Below are 25,925 nucleotides of genomic sequence, written 5' to 3'. Positions count from 1 at the left end.
ATACAATGATGCTTTCGCCCGGTCGCACCGGCGTCTTCCGCCCGAAACGGCCGTTTTGGGCGATTGGGCTCTCGTCTCGTGTAGCCCTCTCCCGCCTCAGCCGAGCGCGACGGCCTCGCCGGAAACACCCGTCGGACGCTGCGTCTTGCCGGCGGCAAGCCCCGCTTCCTCGTCGGGCCGTGCGGCAGCGCCGCGCCGCTCCAGATGCACGAGGCAGGTGCAGCGCAGGAGCGATGAGAAGTTCCGTGCCTCGCCATGCAGCGCCAGCACCTCGTCGTGCAGCGTCGTCAGAAACTTGGCGAGCGAAAAACCCTGCTCGGCGGCGAGCTCTTCGAGCACCTGCCAGAAGGCCGTCTCCAGCCGGATCGAGGTGGCATGGCCGGAGAGCCGGACAGAGCGGGTCTCGCTGTCGTAGAGTTCGCGGGGCATGCCCGCAAAGAGATGGCACATCGTCGACCTCGTTCCGCTGTTTCCGCCTCCCGCGCCCCAGTAAACGGCGGAAGCGGCGGCGAAGACAAGCATCTTCTGTTTCGCCTCGTCTTCTCTTGTTCGCCTGCCGGACTGCCACTTCGCAGAGCGCCACGGCCGGGGCGCCTCGCCGGCACGCCTGCCAGGCACCACGGCAAGGCACGACTGCCGGCACAACTGCGAGACACGACTTTCGGATGAGAACACCGCGTCAGGCGCAAGAAAAACCTGTTCCCGCCCCTACGTCAGGCGACGTTTCTCAGAAAATCTCCGCATTGCCCGCCCGATCTGACTTGAAGTTTCAGGCAAAGCGGTGCGACAACATGCACCGAGCGGAATAAAACAAAGAACCGCTCCGCGGCTGCTGTGAACAAAAGACGGCGGGGCCGCAGGGAGGATTGACGTGCTTCCCCGCAAACCCGCTGCGCATTGGGCAACTGTGATCAGGCGGGGAAATGTCGGAATTCATTCTCGAGACCGAGAATCTCACGAAGTATTTTGCCGGCTTCACGGCGGTCGATGGCGTCAATCTCGGGGTACGTGAGGGCACGATTCATGCCCTCATCGGTCCGAACGGCGCCGGCAAGACGACCTGCTTCAACCTCATCACCAAATTCCTGCAGCCGAGCTCGGGCACGATCCGCTACGCCGGCCACGACATCACCCGCTCGACGCCGCATCACGTGGCCCGCGACGGGCTCGTGCGTTCCTTTCAGATCTCCGCCGTCTTTCCGCATCTGACGGCGCTCGAAAACGTCCGCCTGGCGCTGCAGCGCCCGACCGGCCTCTCCTTCCATTTCTGGAAGTCGAGCCGGGTTCTGGAGCGGCTGCACGAGCGCGCCTACGAGCTTCTCGCAGCCGTCGGCCTGTCGGAGTTCACGGACACTCTGGCGGTCGAAATGCCCTATGGCCGCAAGCGCGCGCTCGAAATCGCCACGACGCTGGCGCTCGAACCGAAGGTCATGCTCCTCGACGAACCGATGGCCGGCATGGGCCATGAGGACATCGCCCGCGTCTCCGATCTCATCCGCCAGGTGGCGCAAAACCGCACCGTCTTGATGGTGGAACACAATCTCGAAGTCGTCGCCGACCTCTCCGACACGATCACGGTCTTACAGCGCGGCCAGATCCTGGCGGAGGGCAGCTACGACGAGGTCTCACAAAACCCCGAGGTCCGAGAGGCCTATATGGGCACGGGCGACGAGGCGGAGGCATGAGCGTGCGCAAGACCATCCTCGAAGTCTCTGATCTCAACGCCTGGTACGGCGAATCCCACGTCCTCCACGGCGTCGATTTCGAAGTTCGCGAAGGCGAGGTCGTCAGCCTTCTGGGGCGCAACGGCGCCGGCAAGACGACGACCTTGCGCTCCATCATGGGCCTCGTCGGACGCCGCACCGGCTCGATCCGCTTCGACGACCAGGAACTCATCGACCTGAAGCCCGACAAGGTCGCCCGCCGCGGCATCGCCTATTGCCCGGAAGAGCGCGGCATCTTTGCGAGCCTCACGGTGGAGGAGAACCTTCTCCTGCCCCCCGTCGTGCAGAAGGGCGGCCTGCCGATCCCCGAAATCTACGAGCTTTTTCCAAATCTGAAGGAGCGGCTTCTCGGCGCCTCCGGCACCCGCCTGTCGGGCGGCGAGCAGCAGATGCTGGCGATCGGCCGCATCCTGCGCACCGGCGCGAAACTCCTTCTGCTCGACGAGCCGACGGAAGGCCTCGCCCCCGTCATCGTCCAGCAGATCGGCGCCAGCGTGCGCCGCCTGCAGGAGCTCGGCTTCACCGTTCTGCTGGTTGAACAGAACTTCCATTTCGCCGCCCGGCTCGCTGATCGTCACTACGTCATCGAGCATGGCCGCGTCGTCGACCGTTACCAGCGTGACGACATCAAGACGCGCATGGGCGAACTCAACGAACTTCTGGGCGTGTAACGGACGGCGCCCGGAAAACCATAAAAAGTCCAAACGAGAGGAGAACCCCAATGAGCATCAAATCGGTCGCACTGGCCTCAACCGCGCTTGCCGCACTTGCCGCGATGGTGGGTGCCGCCCAGGCAGATATTTCCGACAACGTCGTCAAGATCGGCGTCCTGAACGATCGCTCCGGCCTTTATGCCGATCTCTCCGGCGAAGGCTCCGTCGTCGCCGCCCGCATGGCGGTGGAAGATTTCGGCGGCAAGGTCGGCGACGCCGACATCGAAGTCGTCTCCGCCGACCACCAGAACAAGCCCGATGTCGGCTCCTCGATCGCACGCGAATGGATCGACCAGGACGGCGTCGACGTCATCGTCGACGTGCCGACCTCCTCCGTCGCCCTTGCCGTGCAGCAGGTGACCTCGGAAAAGGACACAGCCTTCCTCGATTCCGGCGCCGGCTCGACCGCGCTCACCAACGACCAATGCGCCCCGACCTTCGTGCACTGGACCTACGACACCTACGCCATGTCGGTCGGCACCGGTAAGGCGGTCGTCGAACAGGGCGGCAAGAGCTGGTTCTTCCTCACCGCCGATTACGCCTTCGGCCATCAGCTCGAAAAGGACACCTCGGCCGTGGTGAAGGAGAATGGCGGCGAGGTTCTGGGCTCGGTCAATCACCCGCTCTCCACCTCCGACTTCTCCTCCTTCCTGCTGCAGGCGCAGGCCTCCGGCGCCGATGTCATCGGCCTCGCCAATGCCGGCGGCGACACCACCAACGCCATCAAGCAGGCGAACTCCTTCGGCATCGTCCAGGGCGGCCAGAAGCTCGCGGCCCTTCTGGGCTTCATCACCGATGTCGACGCCCTCGGCCTCGATGTCGCGCAGGGCCTGACGCTGACGACGGGCTTCTACTGGGACCGCACCGACGAGACGCGCGAATTCGCCGACCGCTTTGCCGAGAAGATGAACGGCCAGAAGCCGACCATGGTGCAGGCCGGCGTCTATTCCGCCGTCACGCATTACCTGAAGGCCGTCGACGAGATCGACGATGACGGCGGCGAAGCGGTCGTCACCCAGATGAAGAAAATGCCGATCAACGATTTCTTCGCCGAGAACGGCAAGATCCGCGAGGACGGCCGCATGGTTCACGACATGTATCTCGTCGAGGTGAAGAGCCCGGACCAGTCCGAAGGCAAGTGGGATTACTACAACATCGTCAAGACGATCCCGGGCGATGAGGCCTTCCAACCGCTCGACAAGGGCAGCTGCAAGCTCGTCAGCAACTGATCGCCCATAAAACGGCCCGGCGCGGCACCGCCGCCCGGGCCTTCCTCCAACGCCAGGTCCCCCCACGCAAGGAAAGGCTCGTATGCAGGAAATCCTGGGTGTGCCGGCGCCCCTGTTGTTCGGGCAGCTTCTGATCGGGCTCATCAACGGCTCGTTCTACGCGCTGTTGAGCCTCGGCCTGGCCGTCATCTTCGGCGTTTTGAACGTCATCAATTTCGCCCACGGGGCGCTCTATATGATGGGCGCCTTCGTCGCCTGGCTCTTGTTGCATCATCTCGGCATCGGCTACTGGCCGAGCCTCCTCGTCGCCCCTTTGATCGTCGGCGTCTTCGGCATCGTCATCGAGCGCACCATGCTGTCGCGCCTCTATGACCTCGACCATCTCTACGGCCTGCTTCTGACCTTCGGCCTCGCCCTCATCATCGAGGGCACCTTCATCAATTTCTACGGCGTCTCCGGCCAGCCCTACGCCCCGCCTGAAATTCTGACCGGCGGCCACAATCTCGGCTTCATGTTCCTGCCGACCTACCGCGCCTGGGTGATCGTCGCCTCGCTCATCGTCTGCATCGGCACCTGGCTTCTCGTCGAGCGCACGCGTCTCGGCGCCTATCTGCGCGCCGCGGTGGAAAACCGCGAGCTCGTGCGCGCCTTCGGCATCAACGTGCCCTTGATGATGACCCTCACCTACGGTTTCGCCGTGGCGCTGGCAGCCTTTGCCGGGGTTCTCGCCGCGCCCGTCTATACGGTGAGCCCGATCATGGGCCAGCATCTCATCATCGTCGTCTTCGCCATCGTCGTCATCGGCGGCCTCGGCTCCATCTTGGGCTCCATCCTCACCGGGCTCGGCATCGGCATCGTGGAAGGCCTGACGAAGACCTTCTACCCGGAGGCCTCCTCCACCGTCGTCTTCGTCATCATGGCGATCGTTCTCATCTTGCGGCCGAACGGCCTTTTCGGGAGGCCCCGCGAATGACCGACACGACCTCCAATGTCGAACTCAGCGACGACACGTTCCGCAGGCACCGTCTCGCCGGCTATCTGATCGCAGCAATCGGTATCGCCGCCCTCGCGGTGGCGCCCTTCCTCGGCATCTATCCGATCTTCCTGATGAAGCTTCTGTGCTTCGCCCTCTTCGCCTGCGCCTTCAATCTGATGCTCGGCTATGTCGGGCTTCTGTCCTTCGGCCACGCCGCCTTCTTCGGCATGGCCGCCTATGTGGCGGGTCACGCCGTCAAGGTCTGGGGCATCGGCACCGTCTTCGGCATCGCCGCCGGCACCTTGACGGCCGGCATCATGGGCCTCGTCTTCGGGGCGATCGCCATCCGCCAGAAGGGCATCTATTTCGCCATGATCACGCTGGCGCTCGCCCAGATGGTCTTCTTCTTCTGCCTGCAGGCGCCCTTCACCCATGGCGAGGACGGCATCCAGGGCATTCCGCGCGGCACGGTCTTCGGGCTCATCGATCTCCGCGACACGCTGACCATGTATTATTTCGTCGCCGTGATCTTCGCCGCGGGTTTCTTCGTTCTCCACCGCACGGTCCACTCGCCCTTCGGACAGGCCTTGAAGGGCATCCGCGAGAACGAGCCGCGCATGATCTCGCTCGGCTATCCCGTCGCGCTCCTGAAGGTGCTCGCCTTCACCATGTCGGCGGCGATCACCGGCCTTGCCGGCGCGACGAAGGCGATCGTCTTCCAGAGTGCCACCCTGACGGACGTCAATTGGCACATGTCGGGAGAAGTCGTGCTGATGACCCTGATCGGCGGCATGGGCACCATTCTCGGACCCGTCGCAGGCGCCGGCATCGTCATCGCGCTGCAGAACTATCTGTCGACCATCGGCTCCTGGGTGACGGTCGTCATGGGCGCGATCTTCGTCATCTGCGTCCTGACCTTCCGAAGAGGCATCGTCGGCGAGATTCTGGCCCGAACGCGCCGATGACGCGCCCGATGACGCGCCCGATGACGCGATGTTGAAGCGCCGATAGAGCGGCTCGGATGAACCGCTCTATTGCGGGCTTGGGGTTCACCCCCTAGGCCGATGAGACTTCGCGTCGGCGGCGATCCGCTGCCTTGAGCCGCTTGCCCGATATCCGCATCGCGCTTTGCGTCTCTCTAGCCGGACCGCCCTGCCGACGCGAAAAGGAAACCTTTCGAAACTGGGACGGCTCCGGAGCGGGCCAACGCCCGCTCCAATGTCGCTGCAGCTTTACCCGAGTCGGGCCTTATGCGGCACGGACGTTTTCCAGGAACTGGTTCATCGCCCCGCGCAGGGATCCGAGCCGCTGGTCGAGATCGCCGACCGATTTGCGCAGCTCGTTGCTCGCATCGCCGGTCCGCATCGCCGATTCCGACACTTTGCTGATCGAGGCACTGACCTCCTGCGTGCCGGATGCGGCTTCGGTGATGTTTTGAGCGATCTCGGTCGTGGCGGCATTCTGCTGCTCGGTCGACGTCGCGATATCGTCGGACCGCTCGGCAATGTCGCGCACCATTTCCGCGATCGAGCGAGTGGCTTCGATGGAAATGTCCGCCGCTGAGCGGATATCGCCGATCTGGCGGTTGATCTCCTCCGTCGCCTTGGCCGTCTGTTCGGCGAGAGCCTTCACCTCGGCGGCAACGACCGCAAAGCCCTTGCCCGCCTCGCCGGCCCGCGCCGCCTCTATCGTGGCATTGAGTGCCAGAAGATTGGTCTGCGAAGCGATATCGGTGATGAGCTTGGTGACGTCGCCGATCCGCCGCACGACGGCATTGAGCCCGTCGACCGCCTGGCTCGAGCGCTCCACCTCGTCGGCCGCCGTGCGGGCAACCTTCGAGGAGGCCTCGATCTGGGCACTGATGTCGCGCGTGGAGGCGGACAATTCCTCCGTGGCGCTGGCCACCGTCTGCACATTGTTGGTCGCCTGTTCCGCCGCCGACGACACAGTTAGAGACTGCTCGCTCGTGGAGCTCGAAACCTCCTGCAGAAGACCGGCCGTCTCCTCCAGCTGCTGCGAGGCGGCGCTGATCTCGCCGGAGAGGCTGAGAACCGACGCCTCGAACTCGTCGGCGAGGCGCAGCATCGCTTCGCGGCGCTGCCGGTTCGCGGTCTCGCGCTCTTCGGCAGCGGCGCTCTCAAGCTCTCGCGCCCGCACCAGGCTCGCCCGGAAGACGGACAGCGCGTTGTGCATCCGTCCGATCTCGTCGGCGCGCTTCACTTCCGTGATCGTTACATCCGTGTGGCCCTCGGAGAGATCCTGGGTGACCTTCGCGAGATTGCCGAGCGGACGTACGACGCTCAGATGGTTGAAGATGCCGAAGAGAACGGCGCAGAGCGCGCTAATTGCGGCGCTGATGATCGCAACGGTCTCGACCATGGACAAGGCGCCGTTCTGCGCGATCGCCAGAACATTTTGGCGCTCGGCGAGCTCTGCAAGGCTCGTCTTGATATCCGCTTTGATCGCCCGGAAGGCCGCCTCCCCGTTGCCGGCCGCTTCGATCGCCTTGGCGAGATCGACGGTCATCGGATCTCGCATCAGCGTGATCTGGCGCAGGACGAAATCCTCATACCATTGGCGCCACTCCGTCATGGCGTCCCCGACATTGTCGGCGACATCGAGATGGGCGAGCAGCGGCTCGATCCGCGCCGCCAGGGCTTCGGTATCGGCCCGTTTCGCCTCGACCCTCTCAACCCAGTCGCGGTTGCCGGTCAGGAGGAAGTTTTTGAGGCCGACGGCCTGGTCGTCGATCAAGCTTTCAAGCTCGCCGATCTCGATGATCGAAGTCTGAAGTTCGCCGTAATTGGCGACTGCGTGTTCGGCCTCGACCGCCTGCAGATAGATGACGATATTGAGCACGAGGCCGATCACGGTCAAAACCGTGAAGGCCAGGATTGCTTTCAGTGTCACGGACATATTGTTGAGCACGGTCAGGTCTCCGATCACTTGGCCATGGCGAGCTTGCGGCGCGCCAGCTCGGTCAGATTGACTTCGACGGTGACGGCCCCGATCGGCGTCCTGTCGGCTTCTTCGGCGAGCGTCATGTTCACCTGCGCCCGCCAGATGTGCAGCGTGTCGTCGAATTCCGGCGCGTCGATGAAGATCGCGCCTGCACCCTTCGGAAACGTCTCCTGGAATTTCGCCTCGTCGCCCTGCCAGAAATCGCCAGTGATCGACGACTGGCCGACATTCAGCCCCTTGTCGTCCATCACGAAGATCTCGACGAAAAGACCGGCCGACTGCCCCTGCATACGCGTCAGATAGACCGACAGCGGGTTTGAAAGCGTCGCCGCGATCAGCGGCTTGTCGACCGCCTCGCGCTCCGTTTTCCATTGCTCGTCGAGCTGATCGATCTTTACCTGCTCCAATGCGCCATAACGCTGGTTCTGGGTCCTGACGGAGAGCCGGACGACCTCCGAATTCATCCACGTCCGGATATCGTCCATCACCTGGGCGTCGATGAGCCTTGTGGGATCGGGCGCCACGGGATCGGTCGGCAGAGGGTCGGCGTTCGCAGCGAAGGCTGGAACCGCCACAAGGGCGGCGATGGCAAGTCGGAGCATGGGCGTCTCGTTCCAAGCAGAAAATACGGTCTTGGAACCGATAAAATCTCAGGCTGTCGTGAGGCTGGAGACTTCCTCTGAGAGTTGCGGCCGCTTGTTCGTGTTCTTCTTGGAGAGATTCTGGCGACATCTCTTGTCGGGCGGCAGATCACACCGCTCCGCAATCACGCAGTCGGGTCAGGGCAGATCAGATCTTTGCCGGAACAAGAACCGCGGCCGTCCCGCGAAGACACAACCTATCGCCCTTCGACGGAAAACTCCGGGCTGCCGCGCCAGACGAGCCGCCAGGAGGCGCCCGGCCGCACATTCTGGATGATGCCCGGATCGAAGGCGACGAAGCAGCGCCCGCCCGGTCGCCGCACCGACGGATAGAGAAGGCCGCGATGCCCGTCGCGGCGGAGTTCGGCGGCGAGCGCCTGCCCCGCCGTATAGCCGATCGCGGGATCGGGATCGAGCGCCGCCGCCTCCCTCTCCGGCACGGCTCTGCCCGTCTCGATCTCGGGAAAATCGCCGATGAAATCGGCGAGAAGCTCCACATAATGCGCTTCGTCGTCGAAGATGCCGATGAAGGCGAGCTCACGCGTCCTGTGGAAGCCGACCTCCGCCGTCGCCGTCACCACATCGTCGGCCGCGTACCAGGCGCCGCGCTCGCCGGAATTGAAGCGGTTGCCCGTCGGGCGCGTATAGGTGAAGGCGGCGTTGATATGGCTCTCGCCATAGACTTTGAGATCGTGCGCGCGGCGGGCGAAGACCAGTTCGCGCCGGTCGAGCGCCGGGCTTCCCTCGCGTTCGGCAATCAGCCGGGCGCTCGTCTCGCCTTCGAGTTCCGCCAGGATCTCCGCCTCCTCGTCGCTGTCGACGAGGCCGCGCAGCACCGGCGGCTTGTGATGCGTTTGCGAAATGAGACGAACGAGCCCGCGCGCTTCGAGTGCGGTGATCTTCACGCCCCGCCCCGCAGCGCATCGACGTAATTGCGTACGCGCAGAATTTTCGGCAGGCCGCCTTCGATCATCGCGTCGATCGGGCGGCGCCCGTCGAATTCCGGCCCCCTATTGGCAAGCCGGACCCATTGGCGCGCGATCGGCGGATTGAAATAGAGTTCGAGCGATTTGTAGAGGCCGACGATGGCGCTCAGCCTGAGCATCTGATCGCGCGTGAGATCACCGGCAAAGCCCGGCCTGCGTGCCCGCTTCCAGGTCGATTCCGACATGTCGGCAAGCAACGCCGCCTCGCGCCCGGTCAGCGACCATGAATCGGCGATGCGCCCCACCGCCTTCAAGGCGACCGCCCGCATATCTTCTGCCGAATGCTCTTTGAGCGCGTCTTCCATCATGGTCTCCCGCATGGGAAACTAATCCATATGATCCGCTTTACAAGGTCATATGACCGAAAGCGCCTCAGCTGCCCTTTCGCGCCCGGATATCGCTCAACACTTCGGTATCGATGAGATCGTCGTCGCGGATGCGGTTGTCGTAGTTTTCGACGCCCATGAAGCGCGCCATCGCGGCGATCTTGTCCGGCCCCCAGATGTCCGCCGATTTGGAGCTATCCGGATCGAGATAGCCCTCACGCATCAGCAATCGAATTAAATACGGAGCGATTTTGCTATCAATTTGAACGAGATTGTCGGGATCCGATCCGAAATAGGAAAGACGGTGGAGCCTGTAGCAGCGCGATAGCTCCGAAATGGGATCGGTATGATCGTAAATGGAGATATCGACGGCCTTGCCCTGCCGCCCGCCATAGCCGGCGCCGGCCAGAAACACCTGCAGCCCCGCCGATTGCACGCCGCGGAGTTCCCCGCCCGCCTCCTCACCGGCAACGAGTGCCGCAATCAGCCGCTCCTGGAAATCGCCTGTGGCACTTTCAAAGCGCGCCACCATCGCCGCCGGCACGTCTTCTGAGGTGAGCGAATTGCCATGCGCGAGCGCATCCTCGCCAAAGGCGACGGAGGCGGCCCCGTCCCAGCTTTCCACCGCCGCGCCGGTGTGCTGCGCCGCGCGCCCGTCGGCTGCGAGAATGGCGATCTGGCGTTCGCCCCGGGCCTGATCTTCGGCGAGAAGCAAATCGAGCACCGTCTCCGGCGGCACGCCGAGCGCCAGAAGGTCGAGCCCCTTTGTCCCGTGATCGGGATTGGAAAAAGCCTGCGTCGCGATCACCCCGACACCCGCCCTTCCATGGCAGATGAGATTGGCGACGCCCGGAAATTTCGACTGCACGGCGATGCCGAGCGCCCCCGTCTCGGGCTCCCGGGCCAGAATGGAATAGGTCATGTCGCTTGATAGCCGATGACGGGGAAGCTCAAAAGACCGGGCCTCGCTTCACAGGCGGCCGCAACAGCCAAAAATCGCTCTCAACCCTCGACGACAAACTCCTCCGGCAGGTTCTTATGCGTCTCGCCGAGCCGGTCGCGCCGGATCATCACCGAGCGATGGATGCGCGCGCCCTCGGAAATCTTCCGCCCCGAGAAGAAGGCGGGCGGGGCAAGACCGAGAAAGCGCCGCCCGTGAGAGCCCGGCGCGCACAGCCTTGGCAGAAATTCGAAGATCGCCCAGAACCAGTTCATCGATTTGTGCCGTTTGCCGAGCGGATCGGGCTCTTCGTATTTCGCAGCCCCCTCGCCGCAAACGAGGCGCCGCACCAATTCTTCGGAATAGACGAGCCCCATATCCGCCGTCTCGCCGATCATCCAGGCGAGCGGCACCTTGGCAAGGCCGCTCTCCGCCTCTGGATAGCCGCCGCCGACATCGCCATGCACGCCGGCAAACCACACCTCGCGCACATCCTGGCTCTCTGTTTCCGGCCAGAGCTGCGCACGAAACATCACGCGGATCTCGTCGATCGCCACGGCATGGCGCACGCTTTCCACACTCGGATTGGCATTGGTGAAGGCATGCGAGCGCAGCCGGATGCCATAGCCGCCATGCTCGATCAGGGAAGCGACCGTATCGAACAGCCCGAGAAGCCGGATCGGCGGATGCTCGGTCTGCAAAACCCGGTTGTAGAGCCGGATCTCGTCGAGCTTCGTCTCGCGCTCGGCCCCGACGCCGCGATAGGCGCGGTAGGCATAATCGAGGAGGTTGAAATTGCGGGTCTCGAGAATGCCGATCGCATGGATGAAGCCGGCGAGCACCGTGGCCGAATAGGCCCCGCGGCTGAAGCCGAAGAGATAGATTCGGTCGCCCATCTCCCAGTTTTCGGCAAGAAACCGGTAGGCTTCCTTGACGTTCCCATCGAGGCCCCAGCCCGTCGCCATGCCCCAGAATTCGACGACCCGCGGCCACCACCTTACCCAGGAATTGTCGGACGCCAAAGTCCCGACGCCCGGATCGTACCAGACGAGCTGCTCGTCGGTTTTCTCCAGCGTGCCGTAAAGGCGCAGGATATTGGTACGGTCTTCGGAGATTTCGTTCGACGTTCCGTCGAAGAGAATGACGATATTCTTGGGCATTGCCCCCTCCGGCGTCTGCCGGAGGCAATTTATCACAAGATTGAAAATATCAGGCGGAGAAAGACCGGCGCACCGGATCCGAAACTCAGCGCATCAAGCCGGCTTTGCGCAGCGCATCCTCGATCACCTTGCCGACACCGGAGACGGAAGGCCCGGAGTTTTTAGACCGGCTGCCGCTCTCCCGAGCTGTCTTGCTCTCCGCCGTCTTCTTCTCGGCGCTCTGCTCCTTGCCCGGCCGCTCCTTGCCCGTCTGCTCCTTCGCCACCCGCTCCTTCGCGACAACCTCGGCGCCGTTTCGAAGCGGCTGCGCCGCCGCCCGCAATGGCGTGTCCGCCATGCGCATGATCGCCTTGCGTGTGCGGGCGCCCGCGGCATCCGAGACGAGCCCGAAGAAGCGCGCGATATGCAGCGTGGAAGAGATATCCACGTCGAGCATGAAGGGCGCCGGCGTGCCGTAGCCGTTCGGCCCGTCCGCCTCGATCGGCGTTCCGTGGCCCATGCCGGTGATGGAGAATTCCTCGATCACCGCGCGTCCGCTGCGGTCGTGCCAGACGCGGTGCGGATAGCCGTCGACCTCGTCCGTCCGGTCGGGTTCGGCCGCCACGTGATGCAGCGCCCGCCATTGCGCCAATGTCGCTTCCACATTGATCGGATCGACGGTTCGGTCGCCCGTCCCGTGCCACAGTGAAATGATCGGCCAGGGCCCGTCATGGTCGGAGGCACCGCGCACGGCCGCCTGCAGCTCCTCTTCGCCGGGCAGGCCGTGGCCGCGCATCCGGTCGAAGGCGGCCGGCATCGAGGTGGCGCTGCCATAAGGAATGCCGGCAATCAGCGCGCCGCCGGCAAAGACCTCCGGATAGGTCGCAAGCATCACGCCCGCCATCGCACCGCCCGCCGACAGGCCGGTGACGAAGACGCGCCGCCGGTCGAGCCGATAGGTCACCACCATATGCTCCACCATCTGGCGGATCGACAGCGCCTCGCCGGCACCACGGCGAATATCGCCGTCCTGAAACCAGTTGAAGCAGAGATTGGGGTTGTTGCCGCGCTGCTGCTCGGGAAACAAAAGCGCGAATTTCGCCTCGTCGGCGAGCCGCGACCAGCCCGCCCCGTGGTCATAGCCGGCCGCACTTTGCGTACATCCGTGCAAGACCACGACGAGCGCCGCTTCCTCCGGCAGATCGTCCGGAACATAGGCGCGGGCGCGCAGCGCTCCCGGGTTTGACCCGAAGCGCGCAATGTCAAAAAGGCGGTCGACCACCGGCCCGCGCGGGACATGAAATCCCTTCAAAGCGGAAAGCCGGGCAATCGTGTCGGACAGGTTTCTCAACGTGGTTCCTCTGCAGCCGCTTCCCTGGAACGGCAAAGGAAAACGGCTACGCATCGATATGGTTGCTGCGCTGCACAATAGCGCTGTGCAACCACAGGTGAAACTGTTTCCAGATTAAAGATCGGAGAGAATTTTATCCGCCGGCGCTGGTGCCAGCCTGCCGACCCGGCCCGCTGATCTGGCCGCCGGTGTGCCCGCCGGTCTGCCTGCCGGTCTGCCCGTCCTCGACTTCCCGGCCTTTCCGCCCCTCGATGAAATCGCGATCACGCGCGATTTCCGCTGCCAGAAAGTCGAGAAGCGCGCGGATGCGCGCGGCATGGCGGAGATCGGGATGCGTCAAAAGCCAGAGATCGGTGGCGAAAGCGGGCTCGGCGGAGGCGATCCGCGTCAGACCGGGCTCGGCATTGCCGATGAAGCAGGGCAGATGTCCGATGCCGATCCCCGCCGCGATCGCCTCGGCAAGGCCGAGAACGCTGCTGATGCGGTAGACGATCTTCTCCGCCGGCACATGCTCGTGGACGAAGCGCACCGCCTTGAGCCCCGCCATCCGCTCGCCGAGCGCCACCCAGGGCCGCTCGAACAGATCGGAGACCTCGACCTTCCCCGGATCGGGAAAATCGGCCGCCCGCCCGTAAAGCCCCCAATTGATGCGGGCCACGCGCCGCCCGACGAGATTCTCCGGCGGATTGTCGGTTGCCCGGATCGCCACGTCGGCATCCCGCTTGGAGAGATTGAGCGCCTGGTTGGAGACGACGATGTCGAGGCGCACGCGCGGTTCCTTCTCGCGAAAGCGTGCAAACAGCGGCGTGAAGAGATGCGTCAGAAGCGTGTCGCTCGTCGTCACGCGCACCTCGCCTTCCGGCACCACCTCGGCACCGGCGACCTTGCGGCCGAATCCGGTGATGCGCTCGTCGATGTCGCTTGCGAGCTCCACCATCTCCTCGCCCACCGCCGTCGGCACATAGCCGGTGCGATGGCGTTCGAAGAGGCTCACCCCGAGCGTTGCCTCGATCTGCCCGAGCCTTCGAAACACCGTCGAATGGTTGATGCCGAGAAGCTCGGCGGCGGTGGGAAGCCGGCCGGCTTCGGCAATTGCCTTGATCAGGCGGAAATCATCCCAGGCGAGATTCTTGAACGGCTCGACCAATCTTTCCCTCAAACAGAATTGCGGCCGCGCTCCCGAAGAGAGCGCGGCCGGTCATGTCGAAATGGATCGCGAGCCTTCATGCCGCCTTGGCAACCCGGCCGGCCGGGGAGGAAGCCGGCAAAACCGTGCGGCGCAGCGCAAAGGCCCCGTCGCCGATCAGCGCCTGAACGAAGGCCGCCAGCGAAAGAAACGCCGGATATTCCCAGCCGCCATTCGTCGCCGAAAAGCTCCAGCCGTTCGGCGCATGCACCCAGATGGCGCCCAACAGGATCGGCAGCACCAGGATGGAGACAAGCCGGCTATAAACGCCGGCAACCAGCGCCAGCCCGCCGAAGAGCTCGCCCAGAATGATCGGCCATGCGAGGACGGTCGGGAGCCCGAGCTGGGCGAGAAAGCCTTCAAAGCCCGGCACGGTGAAGGTCACGATCTTCATATAGGCATGGGCAAGAAGCATCACGCCGAGCGCGATGCGCAGGAGGAAGGCGCCATAGGGGGCAAGGCGGGTGTCGATCATCTGTCGCTCCAATTTCGGTTGTTCTTCTCCGAAACTGAACATTCCCCACACGCAATTCAAACGGCTTCTTCGCACATATATCATTGCATCAATGCAATGTCTTCCCCGTCGCAATCGCCCTTGGCCGGCCTATCTGTGGAGAGAACGAAAGCGCGCGTTCTTGAAGGGCGCGCCTGATTGGAGCTTCCCCCATGCGCCACAACGGCATCCACCACGTGACCGCGATCGCGGCTTCGGCGCGACGCAATCTCGATTTTTTCACCCGCATCCTCGGCATGCGCCTCGTCAAGAAGACGGTGAATTTCGACGATCCCGGCGGCTACCATTTCTATTACGGCGACGAGGCCGGCCATCCGGGCACCATCCTCACCTTCTTCCCGCTGGAGCATGCCGCCCCCGGCCGCGCCGGCATTGGCGAAGCGCAGGAAACGCGCTTTCTCGTGCCGGAAGCTTCGCTCAGCTTCTGGACGCACCGGCTCGTCGAAAAGGGCGTCGCCCATGAGGCGCCCACAAAACTCTTCGGCGAGACGGCGATCTCCTTCACCGATCCCGACGGCACGCATCTCGCGCTCGTCGGGGTTGCGGGCGCCGAAGCCGCGCCCGGCTGGTCGGAGGACGAGATCCCGCAGGAACATGCAATCCGCGGCATCCACAGCGTCAAGCTCCTCCTCAAGGATGCGGAGCCGACGGCGGAGGTCCTGACCGACGTATTGGGTTTCGAGGCGGCCGGCACCGACGGTTCGCTTGTGCGCTTCCAGGCCAGGGGCAGCGCGCCGGCCATGCCGGGCACGATCGTCGACCTGCATGCCGCCGGCGAGTTCCTGCGCGGCCGCATGGGCGCGGGCTCTGTCCACCACATCGCCTTCCGTGCCGATGAGGACGGCCAGGCGGAGATGGCGCGGCGTCTGCGCGAGGTGCATCGCATCGCCACGACCGAGCAGAAGGACCGCAAATATTTCCGCTCGGTCTATTTCCGCGAGCCGGGCGGCGTCCTCTTCGAGATCGCAACCGACGATCCGGGCTTTGCCATCGATGAGACAAAGACGGATCTCGGCCAGAGGCTGAAACTGCCGGCCGAATACGAGGCCCGGCGGGCGGAGATCGAAGCCGTCCTGCCTGAACTCGCTTGAAAAATCCCGGCGCGCCCTCCCCGGCGCGCTGGTTCACCCGACCTCTTGCCTCACAGGCCCGTGCAACGCACGGCGCCCTAAACGGACCTTCAGGAGTATCCGGCTTCACGCTGGTGCCGGATCGCAAGAATGGTTACCGCATTTTCATCGATGTGGTAGCGCACGACGTAGCCGCTCTCGCCAAAGTCGATGAGCCATTCCCGGAACTCTTCGGGCAGATCATCGACCATCCGGCCGAGGCGCGGATGCGTCCCAAGAACCCTCACGCCCTGCCGGATCGCTTCACCAGCTCGGCGCACGGCATCAGGGTTCTTCGGCCGCAGAAATTCGCGAAGCCGTTGCAGGTCTCGGACCGCCGCCGGGGCAAATCTTACTTGTGACATCCGGGAGCAGGCGTTTCGTCGTCAGTTCCCCAGCTCTCCAGCCAGCGGTCGACCTCTTCAGCGCTCGCGTGCAGGCCCGTCTCGCGGAACTCTTCCCACGCCTGCAGCGTGTCGCGCCGAAGCGCCTCACGCTTCTCCTCGCGCTCCACATACTGCGCGATGGCTTCCCGCATGATCCAATGCGACGTGCGTTGCCGCGCCTCGGCAAGATGCCGGACACGCACCTTCATCTCGTCATCGAGCTTGATCGAGGTTGCAGATGCCATGCGCGTCTCCGCACCAAAAGGTAATACCTTTTGCTACCGTATGGTATCTGCCTTCGGATTGTCCACTGTCCGCGCGCCGGTTCACCCCGGCGCGCCCCGGCTCCCTCAGGCCATTGCGACGGCGCGCGCCTCCGCCTTGGCGGGCACATCCGCGGCATGCCGGGCAAGGCGCATCGCGGTTTCCTCGGTGATCGCCGCAATCGTCCTCAACTCGTCGGGCGTAAAATCGGGCCGATAATAGGACGGCTCGCTGATCCGCTCGGCCGCAAGCGCCGGCAGATTGCCGCCTTGAACCCCGCAATGGCCGGCGATCGCGGCCATCTCGCGCGCCGGATCGGCACAAAGCCGCTCATACGGCACGATGCGCGTTGCTGCGGCAAGCGTCGGATCGGCGTCGAGCTTATCGGCGACATGCCCATAAAGCGCCGCCCAGTAACGCGCCCAACCTTCGACGTCCTGGCCCTCGGCCCACAGCCGCATGATCTCCGGCGCCTGGCTATCGCCGAGCCCGATCGCCCGCCGCTCCAGGCCGAATTCGAAATGCCCGGTGCGGCTCAGATGCCGCGTGATGCGCGGATCGGCCTGCCCGGCTTCCACGAACAGCCGGTGCTGCTTCATCAAAGAGGCGATATGCCAGACAGGATCGCGCACCGGCACCAGGAAGCGCGCATCGGGAAAGAGTTTTTGCAGATAGGAAAGCCGCGTGACGTTGTAATTGCCCTTGGCGAGATAGCGCCGACCGCCGCGCAGCACGAGAAGCTTGGCGATATGCTCGCGGTAGAACGCCTCGAACTCCGGGTGTGCGGTCGCCCGGTCGAGCACGGCGGAAGCTGCCGGATCGTGCAGACCCGCAAAGAACGCCATCCAGATCACCTCTTCGAAGGCTTCCGGGCTTTCCGGCGTCACCAGAATGCGGTCCTTGTGCGCCCGCTCCTCCGCCGGCGCCTCGCCGCTCGCCGCATGGTCGGTGAACCAGTTCCAGGCGAACGGCGTCATCACGGCCGGAAAATCGCGGTAGCGATGCGTCGCGACGTCGGGATGGGTCGCAAGAAGTTCGAGAAGCATGGTGCTGCCGGAGCGCGCCAGTCCCGTCACATAGATCGGCCGCTCCACCTGCGTCTCCGCGATGCGCTCGCGCGCCATCCGCGTCTCGAAATCGCCGAGCCGGATCCACGCCCTCGGATGCCGCTCCACGAGGCCGCTCAGAAAGTCCATCCAGCCGCTGACCTTCGGGCCGCCCGTCTCAGACTTTGCCATCTATTCGATCCTGCGCCATCTATTCGATCCTGCGGATGGATTTTGCGGCGAACGACATCAGGATCAGCGCCGGAAAGAAGATGATCTCCCAGCCGCGCGCCCAGGACGGGCCGGCCGTGACGATCTCCCGCTTCGGCAAATCGATCTCGATCTCGTCGACCGGCGCCTCGTCGGCGAGGTAGCCGATCGGATTGCCGATGATGTAGTTCCACCATTGCTTCTTGTGCACGACCGGCACCGGCGCCTTCACCGGCACGTCGGCGATCGTCGTCCCGTTCGCATCCTTGACGATCGCCCGCGGCGCCGGCCGGTCCTCCACCCATTCGCCGCCGTAATTGCCCGAGGCCCGCACGGTGACGCTCTGGCCCTCCGGCGGCATCGTGCGCGCATAGGAGGAATCGAGCCACAAAATGAGGGTGAGAAGCGGCAGCGAGGCGATCAGCGTCGATGGCAGCACCAGAAACACCCGCTTCAGGGCAAGCCCCAGCATGTTGCGGATGAGCCCGCCCGCTTCCTCGAACGGCCCGTCGAATTCGCCAAGCCGTTCCTGCGCGCCTTTCAGCGCAACCCGCAATTCCGCAATCCGCGCCTGCGGCGACAACAGCCGATAGAGCTCCATGGAGGCGATCGAGGCGACCGACGCCCAGATCAAGACCACCAGGAAGGAGGGCAGAATGTGCGACAGCTGTCCGTCGATCCAGCCGAACAGCGGCGCCGGCAGATCAAGAAGCCCCATTCGCCGTCCGTTCGCTGACGCCGGCCGGCTCTGCGGTCGCGGCCTGGGAAGAAAGCGGCGCGGCACCGGTGGCATTCTCCTGTCGCGCGGCGCCCGCCTTGCGGCGATTGCGCATCATTTTACGCACCGGCCAGGCGACGACGAAGCTGATCGCAAGGCCGATCGCGGCGACAAGCGCCCACAAGGCGCCGAGAAGGCTGAGCCCCGCGCCCGGGCCCACATAGGCGAAAGCGGCAGAAGGCAGGAGTGCTGCGGTCACAGCAAAAAACACAAACCGTCTCATATCGTTTTCTTCCCGGTCTGGCTCGTCGCCTGCAACGAGCTGGTGAAAGAGGCGTCGAAATAATCGGGGGGCAGTCGCTGGCCCCAGCACAGGATGGAAAGGCGCGGCACGGTCTCGCCGGCGAGCGTCTCGGCCCGCACGGGATTGATGTACTCCCAGACGATGTCGCCCTCGCGCGTCACCTCCAGAAGCCGCCCGCCGGAGGATTCGGTGATGAGCGTATTGCCGTTCTTGAGCCGCTGCTGCGCCGAGCGGATCATGCTGTCGAGCGGCGCTTCGGGCGTGCCGCCATATTCCCAGACAATTTCCGACGTGCGCGGATTGACCTCGATGACGCGCGAGCGGGCATTGGCGCGCTCGTAATTGCCGAAATTGTCGAAAAGGATGAGATCGCCGTTCGGCAGAATGTCCGGATCGTGCTGGCCGAGCCAGTCGGAGCGCTTCGCCCAGGTGATGGTCTCCTCATCGGGATCGAGGACCGCCACGGCGCCGAGTTCACGGAAGGAAACGAGAAGCTGCCCCTCTTTGGCATAGGGGAAATTCGCCGCCTCTTCCGCCGTGATGTAATCGACATTGTTGGTGTGCAGCGGGTCCGACACGGCGAAGGCCGACACCGTGTAGAGCATCTGCCGGAATTCCGACCGCGCCATTGCCTGGATGAGCGGGATCTTCTTCTCTTCCTTGCCATCCGGCGACAGGATAACCAGAAAATCGTCGAGCCGCGGCTGCTTGAAATTGTCGAAACCGTCGAGCTTCTTGTCCACGAATTCATGGGTGATGACGTAGATCCGTCCGTCCGGCCCGACATCGATGTCGTGATGGGCGTTGCCGAGATAGCTCCAGAGGACGTTGGAATCCTTGTCGAGCTTGGCGACGCCATAGCCGTAGGGCGTGTCGCCCGCCCCCTCATAGACGACGAGAAGATCGCCGTTCGGATAGGCGATCGCCTTGCGGAAATAGACGAAGGCGTCGGGCTGCGGCCGCTTCACGGCGGCGCCCTCGTGCCAGACGGAGCTGTAGGGCCGGCGCCATTCGTGCACGACCGTCCCGTCCATGGCGATCAGCCGCGCCACCGCATCGTCGCCCGAGGTGTAGAGCGTCAGCCCCTGCTCGGTGCGTGCCGCATCGTTCACCGTCACGCCCTTGTCGGACCGGCGCTCGGGATACCAGAGATCCGTCAGGTAGAGATTCTGCGTCGTCGTGGCGCGATCATAGAGCGCCTTGCCGCCGAGATAGGCATCGCTGATCTGCGGGCCGGGCGTCACCCCCGCCGTTGTCATGATCGCCCCCGCAACGAAGGCGATGAACACGAGCGAAATGAAAAATCCCGCCTTGAAAATCCGGTCTGCGGACGATCCGTCGTCGCCTTCCCCCATCCCCCTTTCGGGGGGCAAACTGCCCATTCCTGTCCCGCTCCGTAAATCCGCGAACATCGCGGAAGAAGAACGGCCTCCTCGGGCAACAATATGGTCACAAAACGGCTAACACCGCCCTTTTTGCGGGCCTTCTCGGCGCTGCGGCAACGCGCGCACATGCAGCAGGCCCCGCATCATCGGAAGACGTCTTGCCCCTCCCTGGCCACTCCCCGACAGCTTTCGGCCACCTCCCAGATGAAGCCCCACCGCCGGCTCTCGGTGAGCAAGTCGACGGGCCGGGCGCTGGCCATGTGAAACACACAGCTCAGAGGCAGAAAGAGATGACATCGCAACACCGTTGACAGAATAATATCTTGTCGTACCATGAAATCAATAGGATATCTCTTGCGGCGAGAGGTTTGTTCTATGAATTCATTTGGCATTTCAGTACATAAAAACAAATCATCAGAAAAAGGACTACCTTCTGATGATGCCATCTTGCGGCGCAATGCACGAGCGCAAGCCGAAGGGGAAGCGCTTGTCCAGGCCAACGAGACACTTGAGGCGGGCGAAGTCAGCCAATTCATCGGAACGATCAATGGCGTGCCCATTCCGCCCGGAGAGATGCAGGACCCCGCCTGGACCGTCCTTGGCAACACCTATCTTTTTGACAGCATCGCCTATGCGGTCGACGCCGGGACGACGAACCCGGCCAATATGAACGCCTATCCCCTCAATATGATTCCGGAGATGGCGCTCCCCTTGAACGTCCTCATTCCAATCACGGTCCAATTGAGAGGAACATATACGGGAGATCCCCCAGGACCGTTCTTCGCCTCTTCGGATTTTCAGGTGGGAAAGGCCGGCTATGCATACCCGACGACTTTCGAATATTTTGGCGCCCACGCGACAATCCAAGACGAAGACGGAGAGCTTTGGGTGAAATTCGCCGGAGATCACGACGATTCCGGCATCACGCTGTTCACGAAATTTCATAGCTTTGCGAACAGCGGCAGAATTTACGCGATAAATCTTGTTAATGTAAATTACTATTTTTTCTATAAAGGCCGCGCAACACAAATTCTGACGACGAATGGAAATTATTACTTTGACGGAACCATCTACCCGTACCTCGATACGCAAGTCGATGTCACGGAAGACGACGTCGAATATACGGTCGAATTCGACGACGATCCAGGCTTTCTTCTCGCCGACTCCTTAAAGAAGTGCGATTACCTCGATTGGAGATTTGCCGCCCGGACATATTTCTTCTACGACAACGCAGCCTACGACGTTCGACCCGTACTTCTCGGGTTCCCGACATCTTGGGGATACTATGCGCGGGCGGCGTACAATGACGGCTGGGCGATCACCGCCCAGGCCGCAACGCCCCCGGCGGTCATTCAATCGATGGTGCTGCCGCAATGGCCTCACAACATCATCGGGCAGGAGTCGATCGGAAGGCCTGCCGCGAACCGGAAAGGCAGGCGCAAATGACGGCCGCTCGAAGCACGCTCGTCCAGTTCCAGAATGGCACGAATGCCTTTCTGACAAGGCAATCCTGGAATCTGGCACACGGCATTTGGACCGAAGACATGTTGCCGCCGGAACAGATCGGCGCGGGCAGCGCAGCCCAGCCCCTGACGGTGAGCTGGGAGAGTGAATCCGATGGCTTCATGACGGGAACCGAGGGGTCTGTGACCTATCTTTTGCAGGATGGGCAAACGACCCTTTATGTCTATTGGGACAATCCCTTCGTCGGCTCCAACGGCTACGACATCAAGCTGGATGGCCCGCTGTCTTCGGATTACAGCGTGGATCATTCCGGGGGGTCCGGCGACAACGCCACCGTGACGTTCTCGTTGAAAGCCGCCTCCTAGGCCATATGGGCTCCTGGAGCCCCAAGCGGAGACACATCATCAAGGCGGCCTTCGGAGCGTCGGCACCGGCGCACCGTGGCGCGACCTGCTGGAGGCGTGCTTCTCCAAGGCCGACCAGTTCCCCGGCTTCCGAGACCGCCCCGAAAAGACCGCCCGCAACCATCTCGCTTGCTGCGCTTATTCTATGGCTGAGGGAAGTGTTCGCGCGACCTGGCGGCGATCGACGTCTGGTCGCCCGGCCGCACCCCACCTAATTTCCGGGCATGACTTCGATGCTTCGCCGGGGGAGGATGCATCCTGTCACACCTCACAGGCCCGCCGGCCGCACCCACCGACAAGATACTGAGTGCTGCGCCCCTCAAAAACGACGTCCCGGACATGCCTGTTCGAAAACCCTGCCCCGTTCGAAAATTCTTCAATGGAGAGACGCTTTGAAAACACGCAAGCTTGCCGACAATCTTGAAGTCTCAGCCCTCGGCTTCGGCTGCATGGGCCTCAATTTCGGCTTCACCGATTTCCCGGAAGAGAACGACGCGGTGGCGCTCATCCGCGCTGCCGTGGAGCGGGGCGTCACCTTCTTCGACACGGCCGAGGTCTATGGCCCCTTCACCAACGAGAAGATCGTCGGCGAAGCGCTCAGGCCCATGCGCGACAAGGTCGTCATCGCCACCAAGTTCGGCTTCAACATCGTGGACGGCAAGCAGGCGGGGATGAACAGCCGGCCGAAACACATCAAGGAGGTCGCCGAGGCTTCCTTGAAGCGGCTCGGCATCGACGAGATCGACCTCTTTTATCAGCACCGCGTCGACCCGGACGTGCCGATCGAGGAGGTGGCCGGCGCCGTCCAGGACCTGATCGCCGAAGGCAAGGTGAAGCATTTCGGCATGTCGGAACCGGGCGCGGAAACCCTGCGCCGGGCGCATGCGGTGCAGCCGGTGGCCGCCGTGCAGAACGAGTATTCGCTGTGGACGCGGGGCGTCGAAACCAACGGCATCCTGAAGGCCTGCGAGGAGCTTCGCATCGGTTTCGTTCCTTTTTCACCGCTCGGCAAGGGTTTCCTGACCGGCGCCATGAGCAAGGACACGAAGATCAGCGAGAGCGATTTCCGCGCCCTCCTGCCCCGCTTCACGCCGGAAGCGATGGAGAAGAACCAGGCGCTGATCGATCTTCTGAAACGGGTCGCCGCGGAGAAGGAGGCGACGCCCGCGCAGATCGCGCTCGCCTGGCTCCTTGCCCAAAAGCCCTGGATCGTGCCGATCCCCGGCACCACCAAGCTCCACCGGCTTGAGGAAAATCTCGCCTCAACGGAGATCGAGCTCAGCGAGAACGATCTCAGCCGCATCGGCGCCGCTCTCGCCGAGATCGACGTCGAAGGCGAGCGCTATCCCGCGCATCTGCTGGCCGCCACCGGTCGCTGAGGCCCGCAAACGCAAAAGGCCGGATCGCAAGGCAACGCCTCTCGATCCGGCCTCCGCGGAATTTTGAGCTGAAGCCCGAGCCCCAGCGGCTCAGGCGAATTCGAAGCGGATCGGCTGCGCGCCTTCCCACAAGGTCATCGGGCCGAGCTTCGCAAGATCCGCAAGCCCCGATGTCAGCGTGATGAAATGGTTGCCGGCGAGCTGGCCCATCTTGCAGGCGAAATGCACGCCGCCATAGGCGAGCAGGATCTCCGTCTCGCTGATCCCGCCCGGATAAAGCACGATCTGCCCCGGCGCCGGATAGCTCGTATGGTTCTCGTAGCCGACGCCGAACTGCATGTCGCCGAGCGGGATCCACACACCTTCGCCGCTCCAGCGCACATGCACGATCTTGCTTTCGAACGGCATCACCTTGCGGAATGCCGCACAGGTCTGAGGCGCCGCCTCTTCTTCAAGCCTCGCATCGAACCGGTATGGCCCGGCATGCACCACGAGCTTCGACATCGTGTCCTCCCATTCCTCGCAACCGGCCGCTTTTCCCCCACTTTTGCGAGAGCCACAAGCACCCGCCCCCGCGCCCTCTCCGAAGGCCCGCCTCGCCCCTGCCCGAAACGCCTCGTGCGCGCCGTTTGACCAATGGAGCAAATGCTTCTTCTGTGCCAAAGAGAACAGATTGGGGGAGAAGAGCCGCAAGGCTCGGGTTGTGATCAGGATGGATGCGCAGGAGGAGGAGGTTGGGCCGACCTCTGTGGAACAGGCGACGGCGCTCATCCGGCGTGCCATTGTCACCGCCGAATACCGGCCCGGCGAGCGCCTGAAGGTCGCCGATGCGGCGCGGCGCTTCGGCTTCAGCGCCATGCCGGTGCGCGAGGCCTTGCGCAAATTGGAAGGCGAAGGGCTCGTCGCCATCCTGCCCAATCGCGGCGCCGTCATCCGCCCGATCGACGAGAAATTCCTGAAGGACGTCTACGAGGTCCGCACCGCGCTCGAAACGCTCGCGGTGCAACGGCTCATGCCGCGCATCACCCTCGCCATGCTCGACGAACTCTCAGCGCTCCAGGCGGCTCACGCCGCGGCGGTGGAGAGGGCCGATCTCGAAGAGATCATCATGGCGAACCGCGCTTTGCACACCAGGCTCTTCGAATTGGCCGGCAATGCGGAAGCCACCCGCCTCTTCGAACTCGGCTGGGAGCTCATCTATGCGCTGCGACGGCGCCTCGGCTACCGGCCGAACCGTCTCGCCTCCGTCATCGAAGAGCACCGGCTCCTCGTCGATGCGCTCCGGCGGCACGATTTCGCCGCCTGCGCCGCCATCCTGCGCATGCACAACACCGCCGGCATGGAAGACATGATCGCCTCGCTCTCCGGCGAGTGAGGCGCTTTCGGAACGATGCCCCCGCCCTGCCGTTCGTCTCCACTCGCACAGTGGAAAGGACGCCATGATGAGGGCTTTCGCCGCCACCCTGCGCGCCGCTTTGAGCGCGACCGCAATTGCCGGCTTCACCGCCGCGACGGCTCTTGCAGCAACCTCCGTCCTTGTGCCCACGGCCGCAGCGGCCGCCCCCAAGGGCTGGACGGTCTATGTCGATCCCCGCTCGGGCGCCCGGCTCGCCTACCCCGAAAAGCTCTTCCCGGAAGAAACGTCCCTCGCCTACGGCACCGCCTTCGTCGGCGGTGAGGCGCGGCTCGAACTCTCCGCCCGTGTGGTCGAAGGCATCGACGACGCCGCCGATCTGCGCGCCCTCATGGACGGAACCGACGGCTACGAAAACGTCACCTACTCGCCGCAGGGGCAGAACTGGCTCGTCGTCTCCGGCCATCGCGGTTCGGCGATCTTCTACGAAAAGTTCCTCATACGCGGCGACACGGTGCAGGGCTTCAGCCTGCAATATCCGGCTTCAAAGCGCGGCATTTTCGATTCTGTCGTCGAAGGCGTGGAGGATTCCTTCCGTGCCGGCCGCCCCGAGATGAGATGAGCCGGGTAGAGTTGAGCCGGTAAGCCCCTGCGCGATCTGCGCAATCCTGCCCCGTGCGGCTGCGCGCCGGTCCTTTCCGCCGCCTCGGTTCCACCGCCGCGACGCCACGCCGCAGCTCCGGCTCGCAAGGGCTCCCCACGGGTCTCTCAGAGCCGATTGGATTTTTGGACAACGCTCCGACAGGCGGTTTTCCGCCCCTTGCCAGGCCGGCGCATTGCCTCCCGCGCCCCGGCCGACTTTGCAAACCTGTCAGTTTTTAATCTCTTCGAGCCAAGCTCCTTAACTGCAAAATCAAGTGTTTCTGTTCTGCTACGTCAGCTTACGAAAACTGCAACATAACGCTGGCACACAGGACACATAGGCCCACAGCTCACCGATCATTCACGATAACCACGACACAGCTGCCAATTTAGAGACGATGTCGTTTTTAATACGACGAAGAAATTCGGGATCCTTCGACAAACCCTATCACGACAAATCAACTTCCCGGATAAACCTAATTTTGATTATTGCACGACAATGAGCCCAAAATACAAATCATAGGCCTCCCAATGTCTCGCCTTTCACTTTTCTTAGCTGCCTTACTTGCGACTG

General features: G+C 63.4%; 28 protein-coding genes. 11 read left to right on the top strand and 17 right to left on the bottom strand.

Features of this window, described 5'->3' with window-relative positions:
• Positions 1-96: 96 nt before the first annotated feature.
• Positions 97-450 (bottom strand): ribbon-helix-helix domain-containing protein, encoded by a 354-nt coding sequence (locus BLP76_RS05660; RefSeq protein WP_092811318.1) that lies wholly within the window; start codon positions 448-450, stop codon positions 97-99.
• A 473-nt stretch (positions 451-923) separates the two neighbouring features.
• On the opposite strand from BLP76_RS05660, the gene BLP76_RS05655 reads away from it, so the two are divergent.
• The 5 genes from BLP76_RS05655 (at position 924) to BLP76_RS05635 (ending at position 5,607) form a co-directional block, all read left to right on the top strand.
• The gene (locus BLP76_RS05655; protein ID WP_092810473.1) at positions 924-1,685 is read left to right on the top strand and encodes an ABC transporter ATP-binding protein; all 762 of its coding nucleotides are present in this window, start codon (positions 924-926) and stop codon (positions 1,683-1,685) included.
• Positions 1,682-2,395: an ABC transporter ATP-binding protein gene (locus BLP76_RS05650; protein ID WP_092810471.1), complete on the top strand. Its 714-nt coding sequence runs from the start codon at positions 1,682-1,684 to the stop codon at positions 2,393-2,395. The genes BLP76_RS05655 and BLP76_RS05650 overlap by 4 nt, the downstream gene beginning before the upstream one ends.
• Positions 2,396-2,451: 56 nt before the next feature.
• Positions 2,452-3,666, top strand: a complete 1,215-nt coding sequence (locus BLP76_RS05645) for an ABC transporter substrate-binding protein (RefSeq protein WP_420867625.1) — start codon at positions 2,452-2,454, stop codon at positions 3,664-3,666.
• A gap of 82 nt (positions 3,667-3,748) precedes the next feature.
• Positions 3,749-4,639 carry a branched-chain amino acid ABC transporter permease gene (locus BLP76_RS05640; RefSeq protein WP_092810467.1) on the top strand — a complete coding sequence of 297 codons (891 nt, stop codon included), beginning with the start codon at positions 3,749-3,751 and terminating at the stop codon, positions 4,637-4,639.
• Complete coding sequence (locus tag BLP76_RS05635) at positions 4,636-5,607, top strand: branched-chain amino acid ABC transporter permease (protein WP_092810465.1); 972 nt, start codon at positions 4,636-4,638, stop codon at positions 5,605-5,607. Before BLP76_RS05640 ends, BLP76_RS05635 begins: the two co-directional genes overlap by 4 nt.
• A gap of 283 nt (positions 5,608-5,890) precedes the next feature.
• Here the strand turns inward: BLP76_RS05635 and BLP76_RS05630 are convergent, their stop codons facing one another.
• From BLP76_RS05630 to BLP76_RS05590, 9 genes are all read right to left on the bottom strand, one after another.
• Entirely contained in the window at positions 5,891-7,552 is a 1,662-nt protein-coding gene (locus BLP76_RS05630) for a methyl-accepting chemotaxis protein (RefSeq protein WP_170130493.1), read from the bottom strand.
• A gap of 32 nt (positions 7,553-7,584) precedes the next feature.
• Entirely contained in the window at positions 7,585-8,205 is a 621-nt protein-coding gene (locus BLP76_RS05625) for a hypothetical protein (RefSeq protein ID WP_200170572.1), read from the bottom strand.
• Between the two features lie 236 nt (positions 8,206-8,441).
• A complete protein-coding gene (locus tag BLP76_RS05620; protein ID WP_092810461.1) occupies positions 8,442-9,149 on the bottom strand; it encodes an RES family NAD+ phosphorylase in 708 nt (235 codons plus the stop codon).
• Positions 9,146-9,550 (bottom strand): antitoxin Xre-like helix-turn-helix domain-containing protein, encoded by a 405-nt coding sequence (locus BLP76_RS05615; protein WP_244514467.1) that lies wholly within the window; start codon positions 9,548-9,550, stop codon positions 9,146-9,148. The genes BLP76_RS05620 and BLP76_RS05615 overlap by 4 nt, the downstream gene beginning before the upstream one ends.
• Before the next feature lie 52 nt (positions 9,551-9,602).
• Positions 9,603-10,478 carry a DUF1028 domain-containing protein gene (locus BLP76_RS05610; protein ID WP_092810457.1) on the bottom strand — a complete coding sequence of 292 codons (876 nt, stop codon included), beginning with the start codon at positions 10,476-10,478 and terminating at the stop codon, positions 9,603-9,605.
• 80 nt (positions 10,479-10,558) lie between these two features.
• Positions 10,559-11,656 carry a DUF2235 domain-containing protein gene (locus tag BLP76_RS05605; protein ID WP_092810455.1) on the bottom strand — a complete coding sequence of 366 codons (1,098 nt, stop codon included), beginning with the start codon at positions 11,654-11,656 and terminating at the stop codon, positions 10,559-10,561.
• 85 nt (positions 11,657-11,741) lie between these two features.
• The gene (locus BLP76_RS05600; protein ID WP_170130494.1) at positions 11,742-12,986 is read right to left on the bottom strand and encodes an extracellular catalytic domain type 1 short-chain-length polyhydroxyalkanoate depolymerase; all 1,245 of its coding nucleotides are present in this window, start codon (positions 12,984-12,986) and stop codon (positions 11,742-11,744) included.
• Between the two features lie 133 nt (positions 12,987-13,119).
• The gene (locus BLP76_RS05595) at positions 13,120-14,133 is read right to left on the bottom strand and encodes a LysR family transcriptional regulator (protein ID WP_092810451.1); all 1,014 of its coding nucleotides are present in this window, start codon (positions 14,131-14,133) and stop codon (positions 13,120-13,122) included.
• 76 nt (positions 14,134-14,209) lie between these two features.
• On the bottom strand, positions 14,210-14,647 hold the full coding sequence (locus tag BLP76_RS05590) for a DoxX family protein (RefSeq protein ID WP_092811314.1): 438 nt from the start codon (positions 14,645-14,647) through the stop codon (positions 14,210-14,212).
• 191 nt (positions 14,648-14,838) lie between these two features.
• Here BLP76_RS05590 and BLP76_RS05585 point away from each other — a divergent pair, with 191 nt between their 5' ends.
• Positions 14,839-15,777: a ring-cleaving dioxygenase gene (locus tag BLP76_RS05585; protein ID WP_092810449.1), complete on the top strand. Its 939-nt coding sequence runs from the start codon at positions 14,839-14,841 to the stop codon at positions 15,775-15,777.
• An 89-nt stretch (positions 15,778-15,866) separates the two neighbouring features.
• Here the strand turns inward: BLP76_RS05585 and BLP76_RS05580 are convergent, their stop codons facing one another.
• From BLP76_RS05580 to BLP76_RS05555, 6 genes are all read right to left on the bottom strand, one after another.
• Positions 15,867-16,160 carry a type II toxin-antitoxin system RelE/ParE family toxin gene (locus BLP76_RS05580; RefSeq protein WP_092810447.1) on the bottom strand — a complete coding sequence of 98 codons (294 nt, stop codon included), beginning with the start codon at positions 16,158-16,160 and terminating at the stop codon, positions 15,867-15,869.
• Positions 16,148-16,426 (bottom strand): CopG family ribbon-helix-helix protein, encoded by a 279-nt coding sequence (locus BLP76_RS05575; protein WP_092810445.1) that lies wholly within the window; start codon positions 16,424-16,426, stop codon positions 16,148-16,150. Before BLP76_RS05575 ends, BLP76_RS05580 begins: the two co-directional genes overlap by 13 nt.
• Positions 16,427-16,531: 105 nt before the next feature.
• Positions 16,532-17,683 (bottom strand): sulfotransferase, encoded by a 1,152-nt coding sequence (locus BLP76_RS05570; protein ID WP_244514465.1) that lies wholly within the window; start codon positions 17,681-17,683, stop codon positions 16,532-16,534.
• A 19-nt stretch (positions 17,684-17,702) separates the two neighbouring features.
• A complete protein-coding gene (locus tag BLP76_RS05565; RefSeq protein WP_092810442.1) occupies positions 17,703-18,419 on the bottom strand; it encodes a hypothetical protein in 717 nt (238 codons plus the stop codon).
• On the bottom strand, positions 18,406-18,702 hold the full coding sequence (locus BLP76_RS18875) for a hypothetical protein (protein WP_174549442.1): 297 nt from the start codon (positions 18,700-18,702) through the stop codon (positions 18,406-18,408). The genes BLP76_RS05565 and BLP76_RS18875 overlap by 14 nt, the downstream gene beginning before the upstream one ends.
• Positions 18,699-20,105 (bottom strand): arylsulfotransferase family protein, encoded by a 1,407-nt coding sequence (locus BLP76_RS05555; RefSeq protein WP_170130495.1) that lies wholly within the window; start codon positions 20,103-20,105, stop codon positions 18,699-18,701. The genes BLP76_RS18875 and BLP76_RS05555 overlap by 4 nt, the downstream gene beginning before the upstream one ends.
• A gap of 378 nt (positions 20,106-20,483) precedes the next feature.
• Here BLP76_RS05555 and BLP76_RS05545 point away from each other — a divergent pair, with 378 nt between their 5' ends.
• The 3 genes from BLP76_RS05545 to BLP76_RS05535 all read left to right on the top strand — a co-directional run bounded on the left by BLP76_RS05545 (position 20,484) and on the right by BLP76_RS05535 (position 23,355).
• The gene (locus BLP76_RS05545) at positions 20,484-21,554 is read left to right on the top strand and encodes a hypothetical protein (protein ID WP_139163700.1); all 1,071 of its coding nucleotides are present in this window, start codon (positions 20,484-20,486) and stop codon (positions 21,552-21,554) included.
• Positions 21,551-21,937 carry an aegerolysin family protein gene (locus BLP76_RS05540; protein WP_170130496.1) on the top strand — a complete coding sequence of 129 codons (387 nt, stop codon included), beginning with the start codon at positions 21,551-21,553 and terminating at the stop codon, positions 21,935-21,937. Before BLP76_RS05545 ends, BLP76_RS05540 begins: the two co-directional genes overlap by 4 nt.
• A gap of 431 nt (positions 21,938-22,368) precedes the next feature.
• On the top strand, positions 22,369-23,355 hold the full coding sequence (locus BLP76_RS05535) for an aldo/keto reductase (RefSeq protein ID WP_092810434.1): 987 nt from the start codon (positions 22,369-22,371) through the stop codon (positions 23,353-23,355).
• Between the two features lie 90 nt (positions 23,356-23,445).
• Here BLP76_RS05535 and BLP76_RS05530 read toward each other — a convergent pair whose 3' ends face one another.
• Positions 23,446-23,859, bottom strand: a complete 414-nt coding sequence (locus tag BLP76_RS05530) for a DUF3830 family protein (RefSeq protein WP_092810433.1) — start codon at positions 23,857-23,859, stop codon at positions 23,446-23,448.
• A 169-nt stretch (positions 23,860-24,028) separates the two neighbouring features.
• Between BLP76_RS05530 and BLP76_RS05525 the strand changes: the two genes are divergently transcribed.
• A complete protein-coding gene (locus BLP76_RS05525; protein ID WP_139163699.1) occupies positions 24,029-24,730 on the top strand; it encodes a GntR family transcriptional regulator in 702 nt (233 codons plus the stop codon).
• Positions 24,731-24,797: 67 nt separating this feature from the next.
• On the top strand, positions 24,798-25,331 hold the full coding sequence (locus BLP76_RS05520) for a hypothetical protein (protein ID WP_171904372.1): 534 nt from the start codon (positions 24,798-24,800) through the stop codon (positions 25,329-25,331).
• Positions 25,332-25,925: the final 594 nt, after the last annotated feature.

This window comes from Afifella marina DSM 2698, assembly GCF_900102695.1.
GTDB classification, from domain to species: domain Bacteria; phylum Pseudomonadota; class Alphaproteobacteria; order Rhizobiales; family Afifellaceae; genus Afifella; species Afifella marina.
Note: the sequence above shows the minus strand (reverse complement) of the source record. Positions and strands in the feature narration are given on the sequence as shown.

Bases quoted from the DNA above. Each gene is read 5' to 3' on its own strand.
- BLP76_RS05585 (WP_092810449.1), top strand. From the start codon at position 14,839: ATGCGCCACAACGGCATCCACCACGTGACCGCGATCGCGGCTTCGGCG.
- BLP76_RS05570 (WP_244514465.1), bottom strand. From the start codon at position 17,683: ATGGCAAAGTCTGAGACGGGCGGCCCGAAGGTCAGCGGCTGGATGGAC.
- BLP76_RS05660 (WP_092811318.1), bottom strand. From the start codon at position 450: ATGTGCCATCTCTTTGCGGGCATGCCCCGCGAACTCTACGACAGCGAG.
- BLP76_RS05605 (WP_092810455.1), bottom strand. From the start codon at position 11,656: ATGCCCAAGAATATCGTCATTCTCTTCGACGGAACGTCGAACGAAATC.
- BLP76_RS05530 (WP_092810433.1), bottom strand. From the start codon at position 23,859: ATGTCGAAGCTCGTGGTGCATGCCGGGCCATACCGGTTCGATGCGAGG.
- BLP76_RS05635 (WP_092810465.1), top strand. From the start codon at position 4,636: ATGACCGACACGACCTCCAATGTCGAACTCAGCGACGACACGTTCCGC.
- BLP76_RS05640 (WP_092810467.1), top strand. From the start codon at position 3,749: ATGCAGGAAATCCTGGGTGTGCCGGCGCCCCTGTTGTTCGGGCAGCTT.
- BLP76_RS05625 (WP_200170572.1), bottom strand. From the start codon at position 8,205: ATGCTCCGACTTGCCATCGCCGCCCTTGTGGCGGTTCCAGCCTTCGCT.
- BLP76_RS05590 (WP_092811314.1), bottom strand. From the start codon at position 14,647: ATGATCGACACCCGCCTTGCCCCCTATGGCGCCTTCCTCCTGCGCATC.
- BLP76_RS05520 (WP_171904372.1), top strand. From the start codon at position 24,798: ATGAGGGCTTTCGCCGCCACCCTGCGCGCCGCTTTGAGCGCGACCGCA.
- BLP76_RS05610 (WP_092810457.1), bottom strand. From the start codon at position 10,478: ATGACCTATTCCATTCTGGCCCGGGAGCCCGAGACGGGGGCGCTCGGC.
- BLP76_RS05655 (WP_092810473.1), top strand. From the start codon at position 924: ATGTCGGAATTCATTCTCGAGACCGAGAATCTCACGAAGTATTTTGCC.
- BLP76_RS05545 (WP_139163700.1), top strand. From the start codon at position 20,484: ATGAATTCATTTGGCATTTCAGTACATAAAAACAAATCATCAGAAAAA.
- BLP76_RS05540 (WP_170130496.1), top strand. From the start codon at position 21,551: ATGACGGCCGCTCGAAGCACGCTCGTCCAGTTCCAGAATGGCACGAAT.
- BLP76_RS05565 (WP_092810442.1), bottom strand. From the start codon at position 18,419: ATGGGGCTTCTTGATCTGCCGGCGCCGCTGTTCGGCTGGATCGACGGA.
- BLP76_RS05615 (WP_244514467.1), bottom strand. From the start codon at position 9,550: ATGCGGGAGACCATGATGGAAGACGCGCTCAAAGAGCATTCGGCAGAA.
- BLP76_RS05555 (WP_170130495.1), bottom strand. From the start codon at position 20,105: ATGGGCAGTTTGCCCCCCGAAAGGGGGATGGGGGAAGGCGACGACGGA.
- BLP76_RS05575 (WP_092810445.1), bottom strand. From the start codon at position 16,426: ATGGCATCTGCAACCTCGATCAAGCTCGATGACGAGATGAAGGTGCGT.
- BLP76_RS05580 (WP_092810447.1), bottom strand. From the start codon at position 16,160: ATGTCACAAGTAAGATTTGCCCCGGCGGCGGTCCGAGACCTGCAACGG.
- BLP76_RS05650 (WP_092810471.1), top strand. From the start codon at position 1,682: ATGAGCGTGCGCAAGACCATCCTCGAAGTCTCTGATCTCAACGCCTGG.
- BLP76_RS18875 (WP_174549442.1), bottom strand. From the start codon at position 18,702: ATGAGACGGTTTGTGTTTTTTGCTGTGACCGCAGCACTCCTGCCTTCT.